General features: G+C 67.1%; 13 protein-coding genes and 1 pseudogene. 9 read left to right on the top strand and 5 right to left on the bottom strand.

The features are described from left to right. Positions 1-429 precede the first annotated feature (429 nt). The 3 genes from AC2VOP_RS14805 to glnX are packed head-to-tail and all read right to left on the bottom strand — an operon-like array spanning position 430 to position 5,009. Positions 430-2,670 carry a serine/threonine-protein kinase PknG gene (locus tag AC2VOP_RS14805; protein WP_486961675.1) on the bottom strand — a complete coding sequence of 747 codons (2,241 nt, stop codon included), beginning with the start codon at positions 2,668-2,670 and terminating at the stop codon, positions 430-432. Between the two features lie 3 nt (positions 2,671-2,673). Continuing rightward, entirely contained in the window at positions 2,674-3,669 is a 996-nt protein-coding gene (locus tag AC2VOP_RS14800) for a glutamate ABC transporter substrate-binding protein (protein ID WP_486961674.1), read from the bottom strand. A gap of 20 nt (positions 3,670-3,689) precedes the next feature. Continuing rightward, positions 3,690-5,009: a protein kinase G-activating protein GlnX gene (gene glnX / locus AC2VOP_RS14795; protein WP_486961673.1), complete on the bottom strand. Its 1,320-nt coding sequence runs from the start codon at positions 5,007-5,009 to the stop codon at positions 3,690-3,692. Positions 5,010-5,113: 104 nt separating this feature from the next. On the opposite strand from glnX, the gene AC2VOP_RS14790 reads away from it, so the two are divergent. Beyond that, positions 5,114-5,674, top strand: a complete 561-nt coding sequence (locus tag AC2VOP_RS14790; RefSeq protein WP_486961672.1) for an NUDIX hydrolase — start codon at positions 5,114-5,116, stop codon at positions 5,672-5,674. Here AC2VOP_RS14790 and thiE read toward each other — a convergent pair. Then, entirely contained in the window at positions 5,607-6,296 is a 690-nt protein-coding gene (gene thiE / locus AC2VOP_RS14785; protein ID WP_486961671.1) for a thiamine phosphate synthase, read from the bottom strand. The two genes, AC2VOP_RS14790 and thiE, sit on opposite strands and share 68 nt — an antisense overlap. A gap of 62 nt (positions 6,297-6,358) precedes the next feature. On the opposite strand from thiE, the gene thiO reads away from it, so the two are divergent. From thiO to AC2VOP_RS14755, 6 genes are all read left to right on the top strand, one after another. After that, on the top strand, positions 6,359-7,378 hold the full coding sequence (thiO, locus tag AC2VOP_RS14780; protein ID WP_486961670.1) for a glycine oxidase ThiO: 1,020 nt from the start codon (positions 6,359-6,361) through the stop codon (positions 7,376-7,378). Next, entirely contained in the window at positions 7,375-7,572 is a 198-nt protein-coding gene (thiS, locus tag AC2VOP_RS14775) for a sulfur carrier protein ThiS (protein ID WP_486961669.1), read from the top strand. The genes thiO and thiS overlap by 4 nt, the downstream gene beginning before the upstream one ends. 4 nt (positions 7,573-7,576) lie before the next feature. Continuing rightward, entirely contained in the window at positions 7,577-8,332 is a 756-nt protein-coding gene (thiG, locus tag AC2VOP_RS14770) for a thiazole synthase (RefSeq protein WP_486961677.1), read from the top strand. Positions 8,333-8,498: 166 nt separating this feature from the next. After that, positions 8,499-9,965, top strand: a complete 1,467-nt coding sequence (locus AC2VOP_RS14765) for a M28 family metallopeptidase (protein ID WP_486961676.1) — start codon at positions 8,499-8,501, stop codon at positions 9,963-9,965. Beyond that, on the top strand, positions 9,962-11,473 hold the full coding sequence (locus AC2VOP_RS14760) for a M28 family peptidase (protein WP_486961668.1): 1,512 nt from the start codon (positions 9,962-9,964) through the stop codon (positions 11,471-11,473). Before AC2VOP_RS14765 ends, AC2VOP_RS14760 begins: the two co-directional genes overlap by 4 nt. Positions 11,474-11,627: 154 nt before the next feature. After that, on the top strand, positions 11,628-12,626 hold the full coding sequence (locus AC2VOP_RS14755; RefSeq protein ID WP_486961667.1) for a TerC family protein: 999 nt from the start codon (positions 11,628-11,630) through the stop codon (positions 12,624-12,626). On the opposite strand, the gene AC2VOP_RS14750 is transcribed toward AC2VOP_RS14755, so the two are convergent. Then, positions 12,611-14,095: a flavin-containing monooxygenase gene (locus AC2VOP_RS14750; RefSeq protein WP_486961666.1), complete on the bottom strand. Its 1,485-nt coding sequence runs from the start codon at positions 14,093-14,095 to the stop codon at positions 12,611-12,613. The genes AC2VOP_RS14755 and AC2VOP_RS14750 overlap by 16 nt on opposite strands. Before the next feature lie 99 nt (positions 14,096-14,194). Here AC2VOP_RS14750 and AC2VOP_RS14745 point away from each other — a divergent pair, with 99 nt between their 5' ends. Together AC2VOP_RS14745 and AC2VOP_RS14740 are read left to right on the top strand one after the other, a co-directional pair. Continuing rightward, positions 14,195-14,386 (top strand): hypothetical protein, encoded by a 192-nt coding sequence (locus AC2VOP_RS14745; protein WP_486961665.1) that lies wholly within the window; start codon positions 14,195-14,197, stop codon positions 14,384-14,386. A gap of 30 nt (positions 14,387-14,416) precedes the next feature. Beyond that, a pseudogene (locus tag AC2VOP_RS14740) lies at positions 14,417-15,661 on the top strand (hypothetical protein); the annotation flags it as partial.

Below are 15,661 nucleotides of genomic sequence, written 5' to 3'. Positions count from 1 at the left end.
CTTTCCCTGGGATCATCGTCGACTTCAATCAACACGATTATCCCTTGCAGGAAGGGCACTTCCGCGTTACGACGCGGCCCTCAGTCCATAGTCGGCTGAAAAATCAGGGTCAGATCAGACGCAAACCAGCGTGTCGTAGGCGTGGTTTTACAAGTCGCGCCAGGGCGATAGTTCGGCGCGCCGGAAACACCGAAAAGCCTTGGTGGCCAGCATCGCCTATCTGTTCGTCAAACATCGGGATACCTACGGATCGCCCCGGATCACGACATCCAGCCTGCGACACCTTGACAACCCCCACGACACCGTGACCACCGACAGCCCCGCCCGACACCATCGGGCGGGGCCAAATCACACCCGAACCAGCCTCAACGGCAATGACGCCACCATCCGGCAAGATCAGTGACGCGCAACACCGTCGCAACTTCGGACCTAGAACGCCGATGTGGGCCGCACTGCATTGGCCATGTCGACCAGCGCGTAGCGATGTGCCTGGGTGGGCGCCAGCCGGGCCAGGCCGCGCAGCGCCGCCTCGACACCGAGCCGCAGCCCGTGCTCGGTGAACGGGAAGCCGAGGATGTGGTTGGTGCTGGCGTCATTTTCGGTCAGCCAGTCCAGCGCGGCGCCCAGCACCAGCGCGCGGATCTGCAGCACCCGCGGCTCGGTCTCCGGCAGTGCTTCCACCCGGCGTGCGGCGTCACGGATCTGCTCCTCGGTGATCTCGCTCGGCGAATGCCCGGACATCAGCGTCACCGCGCTCGTCAGCCGCGCGGTGGTGAAATGCCGGGAGGTAGCCGGCACTTCGTCGAGCGTGCGCACCGCGGCGTCTCGGTCCCCTTCCACCGACAAGGCCCGGGCCAGCCCGAAGGCCGCCGAGATCACACCATTGTCGGTGTTCCACACGGTCTGATAAAAGGGGGGCTCGTCGGTGGTGCCGGCCAGCTCAGCGGTGGCGGCCAAGGCCATCTTGGGGGCCAGCTCACCGGGGAACATGTCCAGCACCTCGGTGAAGTGCTTACGGGCCGAGTCGTAGTCGGCGGTGAGCAGTTCGGCGACGCCGCGGAACCACACCAGCCGCCACCGCCAGCCGACCTGCTCGGCTAGATCGTCGAGTTTTTGAATGGCCTTGCTCACATTGCCGAGGTCCAGCAGGGCGCGCACCTCGGTCAACGGCAACTCGATCGACTGCTGCAAGTCGATGCCCTCGGTGTCTAGTGCACCGTGGCGGACGGCGCGCAGCGAATCCAGTGTCTGTACCGGTTCGGACAGCTCGGTCGCGGAGAGCACCGGCGCGGCGACGTCGGACGGGTCGACGAGCGGCACCTGCAACGCGCCGACGATCTCGGCGGCGGTCAGCTTCTGCGAATGCACCTGACCGTCCTGGTAAACGTCGGTGTGCGCGACCAGCAGATCCACCCCGAACGTGGAGCGGGAGCGGGTGAAGACCGTGGACAGTCCGGGACGAGGCACCCCGGTGTCGGCTGCCACCACCTCGCGCAGCACTCCCATCAACTGCCCGGCCATCTCCTCGGCCGAGGTGAAGCGCCGCCGCGGGTCGGGGTCGATGGCCCGCCGCAGCAGCCGTGCGTATGAGTCGTAGGTCTTCAGGGTGGGGTCGTCGTCGGGTAGGCCGTCGACGTAGCGGCCGTTGCGGGTGCGCAGCTTCAGTGTCAGCGCGGCTAACGTGCGGCCCACCGTGTAGATGTCGGTGGCCACGGTCGGTCCGGTCCGGACGATGTCCGGTGCCTGGTAGCCGGGTGTGCCGTAGAGGTAACCGAACGAGTTGATTCGGGACACCGCACCGAGGTCGATCAGCTTCAACTGCTCCTCGGTGAGCATGACGTTCTCCGGCTTCAGGTCGTTGTAGACCAAACCGATGGAATGCAGATAACCCAGCGCGGGCAGGATTTCCAGCATGTAGGCGATCGCCTGCGCGACCGTCAGCTTGCCGCCCTTGACTTCCTTGAGGGACTGGCCGCCGACGTATTCCATCACGATGTAGCCGACCGGGTCGCCGTGCGAGTCCGGGTGCTGCACGAAGTTGTAGATCTTCACGATCCCCGGGTGCGTCACCTCGGCGAGGAACTGCCGTTCTGTCATCGCGATTGCCTGGGCCTCGGCGTCACGGGAATGAACCAGACCTTTGAGCACCACCGGGCGCTCGTTGACGTTGTGGTCGACCGCCAAGTAGACCCAGCCCAGTCCGCCGTGGGCGACGCAGCCTTTGATCTCGTACTGGCCGGCCACCATGTCGCCCGGCTTCAGCTGCGGCAGAAACGAATACGGGCTGCCGCAGTGCGGGCACCAGCCTTCCGATGCCGTTGGGCGGTCCGAGCTGGACCGGCCCACCGGGCGACCGCAGTTCCAGCAGAACCGCTTCGATTCGGCCACCACCGGGTCGGTCATCAGTGCCGCAAACGGATCGATGTCGGGCACCCGGGGGACCTCCACCATGCCGCCGCCCAGTCGGCGACTCGGCGCCCCAGCGCGGGTTATCGCGGTCTGCCCCTGCGCCTCGGCAGCGTCGCTGTCGACGGTTTCGGAGTCCTCACCGGTGTGCGGGCGAAAAATCGCCTGGGTGGCCATCGGGCGGTGGATCGACTCCGATTCCGCCAACACGTCCGCCGGTTGGGTCGGCGGTCCCACGTCCTGCTCCGGCTCTTGCTCAGCCATAGCTCACCGCTCCAGATACTTCGGGGCGGGCGGCGGGGGGGCCGGGCCGAGCACCGTCAACCACTTGCGGTACAGCGTGTTCCAGGTGCCATCGCGGCGGATCCGTTCCAGTGTGCCATTGACGAACCGGACCAGGCCGGTGTTTTCCAGGTTGATCCCGATGCCGTAGGGCTCCTCGCCCATGCTCGGCCCGACGATGTGGAGACCCGGATCCTGCGACATCAGCCCGGCCAGGATGGCATCGTCGGTGCTGACGGCGTCGACCTCACGCTGCTGCAGCGCGACCAGGCAGTCGGCCCAGTTCACCACCGACACGATGACCGGTGCAGGTGTGACCTGCCGGATCCGCCGCAGCGAGGTGGTGCCCTCCGCGACGCAAACCTTTTTGCCGGACAGGTCGGAAGCCGCTCGGATCGCCGAGTCGCGACCCACCAGGATGCGTTGCGTGCTGGTGAGGTACACCGTGGAGAAGTTCACCAGCTTGCGCCGGCGACAGGTGATGCTCATGGTCTTGACCACGATGTCGACTTGCGCTTTCTGCAGGGCCTCGATGCGTTGCGCCGACGACAGGATCCGATACTCGACCCGGGAGGGGGTGCCGAAGATGTCGCGTGCCACCTCGCCGGCGATGTCGACGTCGAAACCGGTGATCTCACCGGTGATCGGGTCGCGGAAGCTGAACAGGTTGCTGCCGATGTCCAGCCCGACGATCAGCCGACCTCGGTCGCGGATACCGGCCACGGCGGCGTCGGCCTGAGCCCGGTTGGTGAACGGGCGCAGGCTGGCGGTGCGGTCGCAGTCATCTGCCTCCGGGTCGGGGGGGCGTGGCGGTTCCGGCGGCAGTTCGGTCATTCCCGCCGGGGTGGGTGGGGGCAGTGTCGGAGCTGCTGTCTTCGTGAGGAACTCGGGCTGGCCACATCCGGCTGAGCCGGCCAGGCCGGCGAGCACGACCACCGCGCCGAGCGCGGTGCACAGGAACCGGGTAGAGCGAGCCATCATGTACGCACCATTTGTACTCGTTATTTGTACTCGTTCAGACGCGGCCACAACCCCAGCGCCACCGCGACCGCGGCGCCGACGCTGAGCGCCGCACCGCCGACCGGGGCCACCGACAGCACCCGCAGCGCGTTGAGGATGTCATTGCGCAGTTGGTTGCGGCTTTGCTGCATGGCCTTGACCAACGCGTCGTCCAGTTGGTCGAAAGCGGGTGTGGAGTCGCCGTCACTACTGCCCAGCGCCACTTGGGTGGCGGCCTGATAGTTGCCGACCACGATGTAGGAGTTGATCCGGTCGTTGGCCTTTCGCCACTGAGTCAACAACTGGCCGGCATCGGCCAGGTCGGCTTTGTCGACGGCATTGGCGCGGGCCAGGTACTCGGTCAGATGTTCTTGCATGGTGTCGATGCGCTGGTAGAAAGTCTGTTTGCGAATCCCCTCGTCACCGCGTCGGATCAGCGACAGCGTTTCGTCGGCGCGCGCCTGCTGGGCGGTGATCGCCAGGTTGGTGACGGCCTTCAAGGAGTCGGCCGCGGTGTCTTTGGCCGCTCGGCTGCCGCTGGTGGAGATCACCAGGACGGTGCCGACCCAGATCACCATCAGCGCAATCGCCAGCCCGCCCGCGACCAGTCCGGGGTTGATTCGCCGGCGGGTGCGCCGGGACAACCAGCGGTGCACGAACGCGCCGAACAGTACGGTCGTCACCACGACGACGATCACCGGGGCGGGCACCTGGGTCGACGCGGTGGTTTCGGTGTCCACTCGCGCCGAAGTCGCCTGGTAGAGCTGTTGGGCGTCTGGCAGGATGGTGCGCTGCATCAGCGCCGAGGCCTCCGACAGGTACGACGACCCGACGGGGTTACCCGCCCTGTTGTTGGTGCGTGCGATCTCGATCAGGCCGGTGTAAATGGCAAGTTCGGCGTTGATTTGCCCCAGCAGTTGCACCAGCGGTTCGTCGGTCAGCCCGCTGGACGCCTGGGTCACCGCGACCGCGGCGTCGGTGATGGCCTGCTCATAGCGGGCCCGCACGGCGTGGGGTTCGGCCTGGGCGATGAACGCGGTGGCCGCCGCGGCGTCGGCGATCGACAGCGTCGTGGAGAGCTGCCCGGCGGCGTACGCCAGCGGCTCGGTGTGGTTGAGCACTGTGGTCAGCGTGTTCTGCCGGTCGTTGATCGTGGTCGCGGTCGCGAACGCGCTGGCTCCGCCGAGGATGGCCAGGATGACGCCGATCGTCAGTATCCGCCCGGGAGTGGTGGTGAAGAACCACCAGCGTGGGCGGGTCAATTCGGTCGGCGCCCGCGCACCCAGTGGCTCGGTTGACGGGTGCGCCAACTCAACGGTCATGTCTGTTCCGACTCCATCATGCGGTTGGTCGTCTCACCAACTGTATAAGCGAAGTCTAAGAGCTTGCGTGATGCGGCACGGAGCGTCGCGCTTATCCTGAACGCGTGCGCGGTGACGGTGACGGATGGGCGTTCTCCGAAGCCGGTGTTCGCTACTGGGGCCGGCACGGCGCGGCGGGGATCCTGCTGCGGGCGTCGCAACCCGACGGCACTCCGGTGGTGTTGCTGCAGCACCGGGCCTGGTGGAGTCATCAGGGCGGCACCTGGGCGTTGCCGGGCGGCGCCCGGGACAGCCACGAGACCGCCGAGCAGGCCGCGGTCCGCGAAGCCCACGAGGAAGCCGGCCTGCCCGTCGAGCGGATCGTCGTCCGGGCCGCTGTGATCACCGCGATCACCCCCACTGCCAGCGGCACCGATTGGACCTACACGACGGTGGTCGCCGACCTGGCCGACGCCGCCGACGCTGCCGACGCCGCCGAGTTGCTGCCCCTGGTGCCCAACGGGGAGAGCACCGAGCTGCGCTGGGTCGGCGAGGACGCAGTGGCCGGACTGCGGCTGCATCCCGGGTTCGCTGCCAGCTGGCCGCGGCTGCGTCGCCTCAGTTCGCTGCTGCGAGCGCCGAACGGAGCACAGCGGCCGCGGCCCGCGGATCCTCGGCGGCGGTGATTGCGCGCACCACCACCACCCGGCGGGCGCCGGCGGCCAATACCTGCGGCAGTCGTCGTGCGTCGATACCGCCGATCGCGAACCACGGCTTGCCGCCGGCGTCGACGCCGCCGGCCAGGTCGGCCGCCGTGCGCAGCAGGTCCAGGCCGGATGCGGGCCGGCCGGGCTTGGTGGGGGTGGGCCAACACGGACCGGCGCAGAAATAGTCGGCGGGCCCGCAGGCGGCGTCGGCCACCTGGTCGTGGTCGTGGGCCGAGCAACCGATCAAGGGGTCGGGCCCGAGGATCTCCCGGGCCGCGGGCAGCGGCAGATCGCGCTGCCCCAGGTGCAGCACGTCGGCGCCGGCGACGCGGGCGATGTCGGCGCGGTCGTTGACCGCCAGCAGCGCGCCGTGCCGGCGGGCCGCTCCGGCGAGGATCTCCAGCGCCGCCAGCTCGTCGCGGGCCTCCAGCGGGCCGAATCGCTGTTCGCCCGCCGAGCCCTTGTCGCGCAGCTGGATGATGTCGACACCGCCGGCCAGCGCCGCATCGGCGAACTCCGCCAGGTCGCCGCGTTCCCGGCGGGCGTCGGTGCACAGGTAAAGCAGTGCCTGAGCCAGCCGAGCGAGATGGGCTTCGTGCACACCGCGACCGTAGCGGCTAGCGTGGTTGGCTGGTATGGAAGGTTAGCGTCAGGGAGCAGGAAATGCCCGAATCCTCGCTGGGGTCGCTGGCTGTCATCGGCGGCGGGGTCATCGGGTTGTCGGTGGCACGCCGGGCGGCCCTCGCGGGGTGGTCGGTGCGGGTGCACCGCATCGGCGAGTACGGCGCTTCCTGGGTGGCCGGCGGCATGCTGGCGCCGCACAGCGAAGGTTGGCCCGGTGAGGATCGGCTGCTGCGGCTGGGTCTGCAGTCGCTGCAGTGCTGGCATGACGTGCTGAACGTGCTGCCGCCACAGGTGGTCACCGCCCGTGAGTCGCTGGTAGTGGCGGTTGACCGAGCTGACGTCGCCGATCTGCGTACGGTCGCCGACTGGCTGTCGGCACAGGGCCATCCGGTGGTCTGGGAGTCAGCGGTTCGGGACGTCGAGCCGCTGCTGGCCGCCGGTGTCCGGCACGGCTTTCGCGCCCCCACCGAGTTGGCGGTGGACAACCGTGCGGTGCTCACCGCGTTGGCCGCGGCGTGCGAGCGGCTCGGGGTGAGCTGGGCCGGCCCGGTGGACGATCTCGCCGACCCGGATGTTTGCGCCGCTGATGCGGTGGTGATCGCCAACGGCATCGACGCCCCGACGCTCTGGCCGGGCCTGCCGATCCGTCCGGTGAAGGGCGAGGTGCTGCGGCTGCGCTGGCGCAAGGGCTGCATGCCGGCACCGCAACGGGTGATTCGCGCCCGGGTGCATGGGCGGCAGGTATACCTGGTGCCGCGCTCCGACGGGGTGGTGGTCGGCGCCACCCAGTATGAGCACGGCCGCGACACCGCCCCGGTGGTGTCGGGTGTGCGTGACCTGCTCGACGACGCCTGCACCCTGGTGCCGGCGCTCGGTGAGTACGAGTTGGCCGAGTGCGCCGCCGGGCTACGCCCGACGACACCGGACAACCTGCCGCTGGTACAACGCCTGGACTCGCGCACCCTGGTCGCGGCCGGTCACGGCCGCAGCGGCTTCCTGCTGGCACCGCTGACCGCCGAACAGATTGTGTCCGAACTACTTCCGGTGGGAGTGCGATGATCGTTGTGGTCAACGACGAACAGATCCACGTCGACGATGCGACCACTGTCGCCGGGCTGCTGGCGTCGATGGGCTACCCGGATCGCGGAATCGCGGTGGCGATGGACCAGGCGGTGCTGCCGCGGTCAGGTTGGGCCACAACGCTCTCCGACGGCGTGCGGCTTGAGGTGGTGACGGCGGTGCAAGGTGGCTGACGGCATCGACAGCAAACTGACCATCGCCGGGCGCGAGTTCAGTTCGCGGCTGATCATGGGCACCGGCGGCGCGCAGAACCTGGCGGTGCTGGAGCAGGCGCTGGTGGCGTCGGGCACCGAGCTGACGACGGTGGCGATGCGCCGTGTCGACGCCGACGGCGGTACCGGGATGCTGGACCTTCTGCGCCGGCTGGGCATCACGCCGCTGCCCAACACCGCGGGTTGTCGCAGCGCAGCCGAGGCGGTGCTGACCGCGCAGCTGGCCCGGGAGGCGCTGGGCACCGAGTGGGTCAAGCTGGAGGTGATCGGCGACGAACGAACACTGCTGCCCGACGGTGTCGAATTGGTGCGGGCTGCCGAGCAGTTAGTGGATGACGGATTCGTGGTGCTGCCGTACACCAACGACGACCCGGTGTTGGCTCGGCGGCTCGAGGAGGCCGGTTGTGCGGCGGTGATGCCGTTGGGTTCACCGATCGGGACCGGGTTGGGGATCGCCAACCCGCACAACATCGAGATCATCGTCGAGGCCGCCGGCGTTCCTGTCGTGCTGGACGCCGGAATCGGGACCGCCAGCGACGCCGCGTGGGCCATGGAGCTCGGTTGCGACGCGGTGCTGCTGGCCACCGCGGTGACCCGGGCCGCCGACCCGCCGGCGATGGCCGCCGCGATGGCGGCGGCTGTTACCGCCGGATACCTGGCGCGGCGCGCCGGGCGGATCCCGAAGCGGTTCTGGGCGCAGGCTTCCAGCCCGGAGTTGTAGCTGGCCGGTGGGTGGGCTGGCCCCGGTTTTCAAGCCCGGGAACTCACCGCAGCGCAGTAGAACCGATGGCGTTGTCGTGAATCCGTCTCTCAACCGGGCACCGCAGTGCTGCCCCTGACGGGTTCCGACGCGGTCAGCGGCTAACGTAGGCGCGGTGAACCGCAAGATGCTCGGTGTCGTCTTGGCCGTTGCGCTGCTCGGCGGCGGGTGCGGCTACGCACCGAAGGGCTCCGAACCGGAGAAGGCCGCTGCGACGGAATTCGCCAACCAACTGCGCGGCAAGGTCACCTCCGACGCGATGATGGCGCACCTGCAAAAGCTGCAGGACATTGCCGACGCCAACGGTGACACCCGCGCGGTGGGCACCCCCGGCTACGATGCCAGCGTCGACTACGTGGTCAACACGTTGCGAGATCACGGCTTCGACGTGAAAACCCAGGAGTTCACCGCGCGGGTGTTCAAAGCCGAAAAGGGGTCGGTGAGCATCGACGCCGTGACGCTGGAGGCGCGCGCGCTGATGTATAGCCTCGGTACCGGACCGGACGGGGTGAGCGGTCCGTTGGTGGCTGCGCCGGCCGACGACAGTCCGGGATGCAGCACCTCGGACTACGACGGACTGCCGGTGCAAGGCGCGGTGGTGTTGGTGGACCGCGGCACCTGCCCATTCAAAGACAAGGAGGCCGTCGTCGTCGAACGCGGCGCGGCGGCACTGATCGTCGCCGACAACGTCAACGAGGACAGGATGGGGGGCTCACTGGGGGAGAAGACCGAGGTCAAGATCCCGGTGGTGAGCGTGACCAAGTCCGACGGGGCGCTGCTGCGCGCCAAGCACGGCAGCGCCACGGTGAAGCTCGACGCGCACACCGACAACATCCCGTCCCGCAATGTCATCGCGCAGACCAAGACCGGCTCGACGGAGAACGTGGTGATGATCGGCGCTCACCTGGACAGCGTCCCGGAGGGACCGGGCATCAACGACAACGGCTCCGGTGTGGCCGCTTTGCTGGAAACAGCGGTGCAGCTGGGGAGCTCACCGCAGGTGGCCAACGCGGTTCGGTTCGGTTTCTGGGGTGCCGAGGAGGAGGGCCTGATCGGGTCGATGAAGTACATCGAGTCACTGGATGTCAACGCGCTCACCGACATCGCGCTGTACATGAACTTCGACATGCTCGGCTCGCCCAACCCCGGATACTTCACCTACGACGGGAACCTCTCGCTGGAGGTGGACAAACGTGGCCAGCCGGTGGTGCCGGAAGGCTCCGCCGGCATCGAACGCACGCTGGTCGCCTATCTGAAATCGGCCGGCAAGACCGCTCAGGATACCGCGTTCGACGGTCGCTCGGACTACGACGGGTTCACTCTGGCGGGCGTTCCGTCAGGCGGATTGTTCTCCGGTGCGGAGGCCAAGAAGTCCGCCGAAGAGGCAAAATTGTGGGGTGGCACCGCCGATGAGCCGTTCGACCCGAACTACCACAAGAAAAGCGACACCATCGAGCACGTCGACCGCGCCGAGTTGGGTATCAACGGTGCCGGCGTCGCCTACGCGACCGGGCTGTACGCCCAGGATCTTAGTGGCCGCAACGGTATTCCGATCCGCGAGGACCGCACCCGGCACCTGGTCAGCAGGCCGTGATACGGCCCAGTGAGGTCAGCTCGGCGCTGCTAGCGCTGCTGGCGGTGGCCGGGCTGCTGGCGGGTTGCTCGACGGGGCCGCCGTCCCAGTCGTCGCAGCCCGGTGCGTCGGGTCACTTGGCCGACCGGCTGGCCGACCAGGTGACCGTGGACGCGATGCTCAACCATCTGCGTGCCCTGGGCGACATCGCCAACGCCAACAACGCAAACCGTGCCGACGGTACGGCGGGCTTTGACGCCAGCGTCGACTATGTTTCGAAAGTACTGCGCGGCAAGGGCTTCGACGTGACCACATCGCAGTTCACCCGGGTGGTCACCACTTCGCCGGGTAAGCCCACCCTGACGGTGGGCGGCGTCAACTACCCAGTCGACCAGGCCTCCTTGCTGGTGCGGACACCGCCGGGCGGGATAACCGGCCAGGTGGTCCGGCCGGCCAGACCGGCCGGCTGTGCTGCCGGCGACTACCCGGCCGGCATACCCCGGGGCGCGATCGCCGTCACCGACGACACGGGCTGCTCGGTGGTCGATAAACAGAACGCCGTCTTGGCCCGCGGACCGGCGGCACTGATCGTGGTCAGCCTGCCAAGCAAGATGGGTGCCCCGCCGGGGTTGTTTCCGCCCGGTTACTACGACCAGTTGATACTGCCGGTCGCGGTGGTGGGGCGCGACGGCGACACTGCGCTTCGCCGCGCCGCAGCACCGGTCAAGCTCGTCCTCGATGAGACGACCGTCAAGAACACCTCACGAAACGTGCTGGCGCAGACGAAAACCGGGTCCACACACGACGTGGTGATGGCGGGTGCGCACCTGGACAGCGTGCCCGCCAGTCCCGGCATCAACGACGACGGGTCCGGGGTGGCGGCGGTGCTGGAAACCGCGTTGCAACTGGGGCCGTCGCCGCCGGTGACCAACGCGGTGCGGTTCGCGTTCTGGGGCGGTGAAGAGCAGGGGCTGGGTGGCTCCAGCGACTACGTGTTCGGTTTGGACCGCGGCCAACTCAACGACATCGCGCTGTATCTGAATTTCGACATGCTCGGTTCGCCGAACGCCGGCTTCTTCACCTACGACGGCGACCAGTCCGCTGCGCCCAGCCGAGGCCCGGACCAGCAAATAGCGCCCGAAGACGTGCCGGCCGGGTCGGCCGGCATCGAACGCATCCTGGCCGGCTATCTCAACCTGGCCGGCAGGCGCCCTGCCGACATGCCGCTGAGCGCCGACACCGACTACAGCCCGTTTCTGGTGGCCGGGGTGCCGATCGGCGGTATGACCACCGGCGCTTCCCAGCAGAAGTCCAACACGCAGGCCCGGCTGTGGGGCGGTACGCCCGGTGCCCCATTCGACCCGAACTACCACGGTGCCCGTGACACCGTCGACAACATCAATTCCGACGCGTTGGGCGTCATGGGCTCCGGGGTGGCATTCGCGGTGGGCAGCTACGCAGCAACCATCGGCGGCGTCAACGGAGTGGCACCGCACGACAAGCGCCACCGGGCACCGCTGGGGCAATAGCCTCGACCATCGCCGGTGAGATGAATGTCGGGTGAACTTTCAGCTAGTCATCGACGCTGACGCCACCTGGGCGTGACAGGCCTGGCAGACTCGAAGACAGGGCCGGCAGTGTGGCGGCGAAATTAGGCGTTGCGTGAAGGCCCGAGGCCTGCGGATGAATGTTCCTACGCTCGAGTGGTCGATCACCCTGGTCGTCACGACTGGTGTGTTGTTGTTCGACCTGCTGGTCATCGGCCGTCGGCCACATGAGCCCACGGTGCGTGAGTGCGTGGCCGCGCTGTCGGTCTCTGTCGGGGGGGCGGTGGCCTTCGGAGTCTGGGTCTGGTCGGCCTACGGCGAAACAAACGGCCAGCGGTTCTTCGCGGGATGGCTCACCGAGTACAGCCTGTCCGTGGACAACCTGTTCGTGTTCCTGATCATCATGACGAGCTTCAAGGTGCCGAAAGCCTATCAGCAGCAAGCGCTGATGGTCGGGATAGTGTTGGCGTTGGTGTTTCGCGGCATGCTCATCGCGGTCGGCGCGGTGGCCATCGACCGGTTCTCGTGGGCCTTCTACATCTTCGGGGGATTCTTGGTGTGGGTTGCCGTCAACCTGCTTCGCGATTCCAAGCGCGAGGACGACGCGGAGAACACGGTGGTGCGGTTAGCTCGGCGCTACCTGAACACCACCGACACCTGGGACGGCCTCAAGTTCTACGTCAAAGGCGGCGGCACACGGTTGATAACGCCGATGTTTCTGGTCATCCTCGCACTGGGCACCACCGACTTGGTTTTCGCGCTGGACTCCATCCCGGCCATCTACGGACTCACCCGGCAGCCGTACTTGGTGTTCGCCACCAACGTGTTTGCCTTGATGGGCCTGCGGCAGTTGTACTTCCTGCTCGGCGAGCTCCTCCACCGGTTGGTGTACCTATCGAAAGGACTCGCGATCATCTTGGTGTTTATCGGGGCCGAGATGATCGTCGAGGCGTTGCGTGACAACGAGTTGTCGTTCATCAACGGTGGCAAGCCGTTTGACCTGCCCGAGATTCCGGTCTCAATCAGCCTCGGTGTCATCGCGGCGACCCTGGCCCTCACTACGGTGGTCAGTCTCCACAAAACTCGTGCCCTCGACGCCCGCCAACCGGAGCTTCGCCGTCAGGCGATGCGGTAGTCGCTCAGCGCGAACCGCGACCCGTCCCGAACCGCATCGCGCACCGAAGTGGGGCGCAGCAGGGTCGCCTCCCCGCTGTGGTTGAAGTAGTACGACCGTGATGTGGCGCAGTCTCCCGCGTAGAACACCGAGCTGTCCAGATGGCGCGTCATCCGGTCCAAAAATCTTGCGTTGGCCTCTTCGGTGACCTCGAACACGGTCGCGCCCCTGCGCTTCACCTCGCCGAATAGCCGATCGATGTGCCGCATCTGGTATTCCATGGTGTTGAAAAACGACAGTCCGGAGAATCCATACGGGCTGGCCAGGCTCAGGAGGTTGGGGAACAGCGGCATCGACATGCCCTGATACGCCTGGAATCTGTTCTCCCGCCACCACTTTCCGAGGTTTCGGCCGTGGCGGCCGATGATCTCGATGGCGGGGAAGTTAGCGTCCCACAGGTCGAAGCCGGTGGCCAGCACCAGCGTGTCGATGACGGTTTTCTTCCCGTCGTTGGTGATGATGCCGTCCGGTTCGATCCGGTCGATCCCGGCGGTCTGCAGGTGCACATGCGGCTTGGTGAAGCTGCGGTAGTAGTCGTTGGACCAGCTGGGCCGTTTGCATCCGATGTCGTAGTCGGGGGTGAGTTGGGCCCGCAGATCCTTCTCGCGGACCTGCACGAATCGGTGAATCTTGCACAGGTCCATGGCAGCGATCGACAGCCGCCGGAAGTAGCGGTAATTGAGCACGGCGGTCAACGTCATGAACTCGAGCAAGTTGTCGGTCACCCAACGCAGGGCGCGTTGGGTGAGCGGCACCCGGGCGAAGAGCCGCTGTACGACGGGTGCGATGCGAAAGTCCAGCTTGGGTGCCACCCAGATTGCGGTGCGCTGGTAGACGGTCAGGTCGGCAACCGTCTTGGCCAGCTCGGGGATCAGCTGAATCGCCGTGGCCCCGGTGCCGATCAATCCGACGTTGCGGCCGGCGAAGTCGTAGCTGTCGTCCCAGGCCGTAGAGTGGATGACCTTGCCGGCGAAGCCGGCGATTCCCGGGATATCCGGGTTGCGCGGCTGCGACAGGAAGCCGGTGGCGGTGATCAGGTAGCGGGCGTTCAGTGTGTCGCCGTCGGCCAGCGTGACCTGCCAGCGCCGCTCTTCGGTGTCCCAGCGGGCGCCCTCGACGGTTGTGTTGAACCGCATGTGGCGGCGCACGTCGTATTTGTCGGCGACGTGGTCGGCGTAGCGCTTGATTTCCGGGCCGGTCGCGAACAGCCGCGACCAGTATGGGTTGGGTTCGAACCAGTACGAATAGGTGGACGACGGGATGTCGACGGCCAGGCCCGGGTAGCGGTTGACGTGCCAGGCTCCGCCCAGGTCGTCCTCACGGTCCAGGATTGCGATGTCGTCGAACCCGAGCCGCTTGAGTGCAATGGCGGCGCCCATGCCGGCGAAGCCCGCTCCGACGATGACGACCTCGAACTGCTGCGAACTCATAGCACGACCGTACCTTCCTGCTGAGTAATCTCGGCGTTGCCGCCACCGGTGCACACTGGTTGGTGCACGCTGGTCACGATCGTAGAGATGGAGGCAGCCATGACCGACTCCGATGCCGAAGCCAGTGACACCGACCTCGCCGAGCAGGCGCTGCCCGTCGACGAAGACTTTGACGACGACGACACCGACCTGATCTGCGAAGACATCGCCACGGACGCGGAGGCCGACACCGCCGACCTGCTCGAACAGCAACACGCTGTCCCCTCACCCGACGACGACTACCAGCGCTGACTTCGGCGGCGAGGAGAATCCGGCTGCGGCATGGATACCACCAATGGTGACGAGGCGGTAACCATGCGGCGGCCGACCCCGTGCGGCGTGTCCGGCTGCGCGGCGGGCATCGTGATGACAATGCTGGCCGGGCTGGCTGGGCTGGCTGGGCTGGCTGGTGCCGCACCGCATTCCAGCACCGGTGCGCTGACCGCGGTGTCGTTGACGACGTCGGAGAGCTCGTGGCAGCCGGCGTTCGACGATCTCGTGAACGCCATGCAGCAGGCGGTGGCGCACGACGCAGCCCTGTCGTACGCGCCACCGGGCAGCGACGGCGTGCTGACGACGATGCTGCAGAACACCAACTACGAACTGCTGATGAGCGGGATCTCCCGAGTCACCGAGCTGTTCAATGGCGTCTTCTTTCAGTCGCCCGAGGCGGTGGCCGGCGACGCTGCTGACTCGCGCCAGTACTTCGATTTCTTCACGCCCGACATTTACTACCACGTGACCGCCGGCCTTGCCCCCGGCGCGACCTACGCGCTCACCGGCACCCTCGGCGGGGCGACCGAGAATCTGTCGATCAGCACCGAGGCGATCACCGCCTTGACGGCCCAGACCAAGCAGAGCATCGAGCTCGGTCACGGTCTGGCGGTTAACCCCGACGGCACGTTCACCGTCTATATCGGTCCCGACGAGCCTGCCGGCGCCGTGAACTACATCAATGACACCGACGCCACCGAAAGCGGCGATGCCTCCCTGCTGGTCCGCGACATGCTGGGCAACTGGGCCAAGGGTCCCGCCGACGTCAGCATCCACTGCGTCTCCGACTGCCCCGCCTTCTTCTCCATACCCAGCTCGGGGTTCTTCCCCGGCGGCGATGCAACCGCTGCCGGGGCGCTGACGGGGGCGGGCGGCGCCAAAATCGGCTCGGTCGACTCGGTGTTGAACCTGTTGTTGAGTGCGTTCAGCAAGATCGTCGGGCCCTTCAACCAGATGAGTATCACCAACAACGAAGCTGCTGGGATCCTCGAGCCCACCAACACCATGAGCGACCTGGCGCCGGAGACGGGTTTCGGCGCGGGGCTGAAGAGCGCCGCCGTCTCCGCGGGGAATTTCGACCTACAGCCCGGCCAGGCGCTGATCGTCAAGGTACCCGACGTGCCGGCCGCCTACAGCGGGATCGAGCTGATGAACGTCTTCGGCGGGGGGCTGCCCTCCACCCTGGCGCAGACCACGCTGAACAACACCACCGCGTTCCACGACCCGGACGGCTACACCTACTACGTGGTCAGC

The organism is Mycobacterium sp. TH-M106 (genome assembly GCF_057473765.1).
Note: the sequence above shows the minus strand (reverse complement) of the source record. Positions and strands in the feature narration are given on the sequence as shown.

Coding starts and splice junctions, on each gene's coding strand:
- AC2VOP_RS14805 (WP_486961675.1), bottom strand. CDS start 2,670: ATGGCTGAGCAAGAGCCGGAGCAGGACGTGGGACCGCCGACCCAACCG.
- AC2VOP_RS14800 (WP_486961674.1), bottom strand. CDS start 3,669: ATGATGGCTCGCTCTACCCGGTTCCTGTGCACCGCGCTCGGCGCGGTG.
- glnX (WP_486961673.1), bottom strand. CDS start 5,009: ATGACCGTTGAGTTGGCGCACCCGTCAACCGAGCCACTGGGTGCGCGG.
- thiO (WP_486961670.1), top strand. CDS start 6,359: ATGCCCGAATCCTCGCTGGGGTCGCTGGCTGTCATCGGCGGCGGGGTC.
- thiS (WP_486961669.1), top strand. CDS start 7,375: ATGATCGTTGTGGTCAACGACGAACAGATCCACGTCGACGATGCGACC.
- AC2VOP_RS14765 (WP_486961676.1), top strand. CDS start 8,499: ATGCTCGGTGTCGTCTTGGCCGTTGCGCTGCTCGGCGGCGGGTGCGGC.
- AC2VOP_RS14755 (WP_486961667.1), top strand. CDS start 11,628: ATGAATGTTCCTACGCTCGAGTGGTCGATCACCCTGGTCGTCACGACT.
- AC2VOP_RS14750 (WP_486961666.1), bottom strand. CDS start 14,095: ATGAGTTCGCAGCAGTTCGAGGTCGTCATCGTCGGAGCGGGCTTCGCC.
- AC2VOP_RS14745 (WP_486961665.1), top strand. CDS start 14,195: ATGACCGACTCCGATGCCGAAGCCAGTGACACCGACCTCGCCGAGCAG.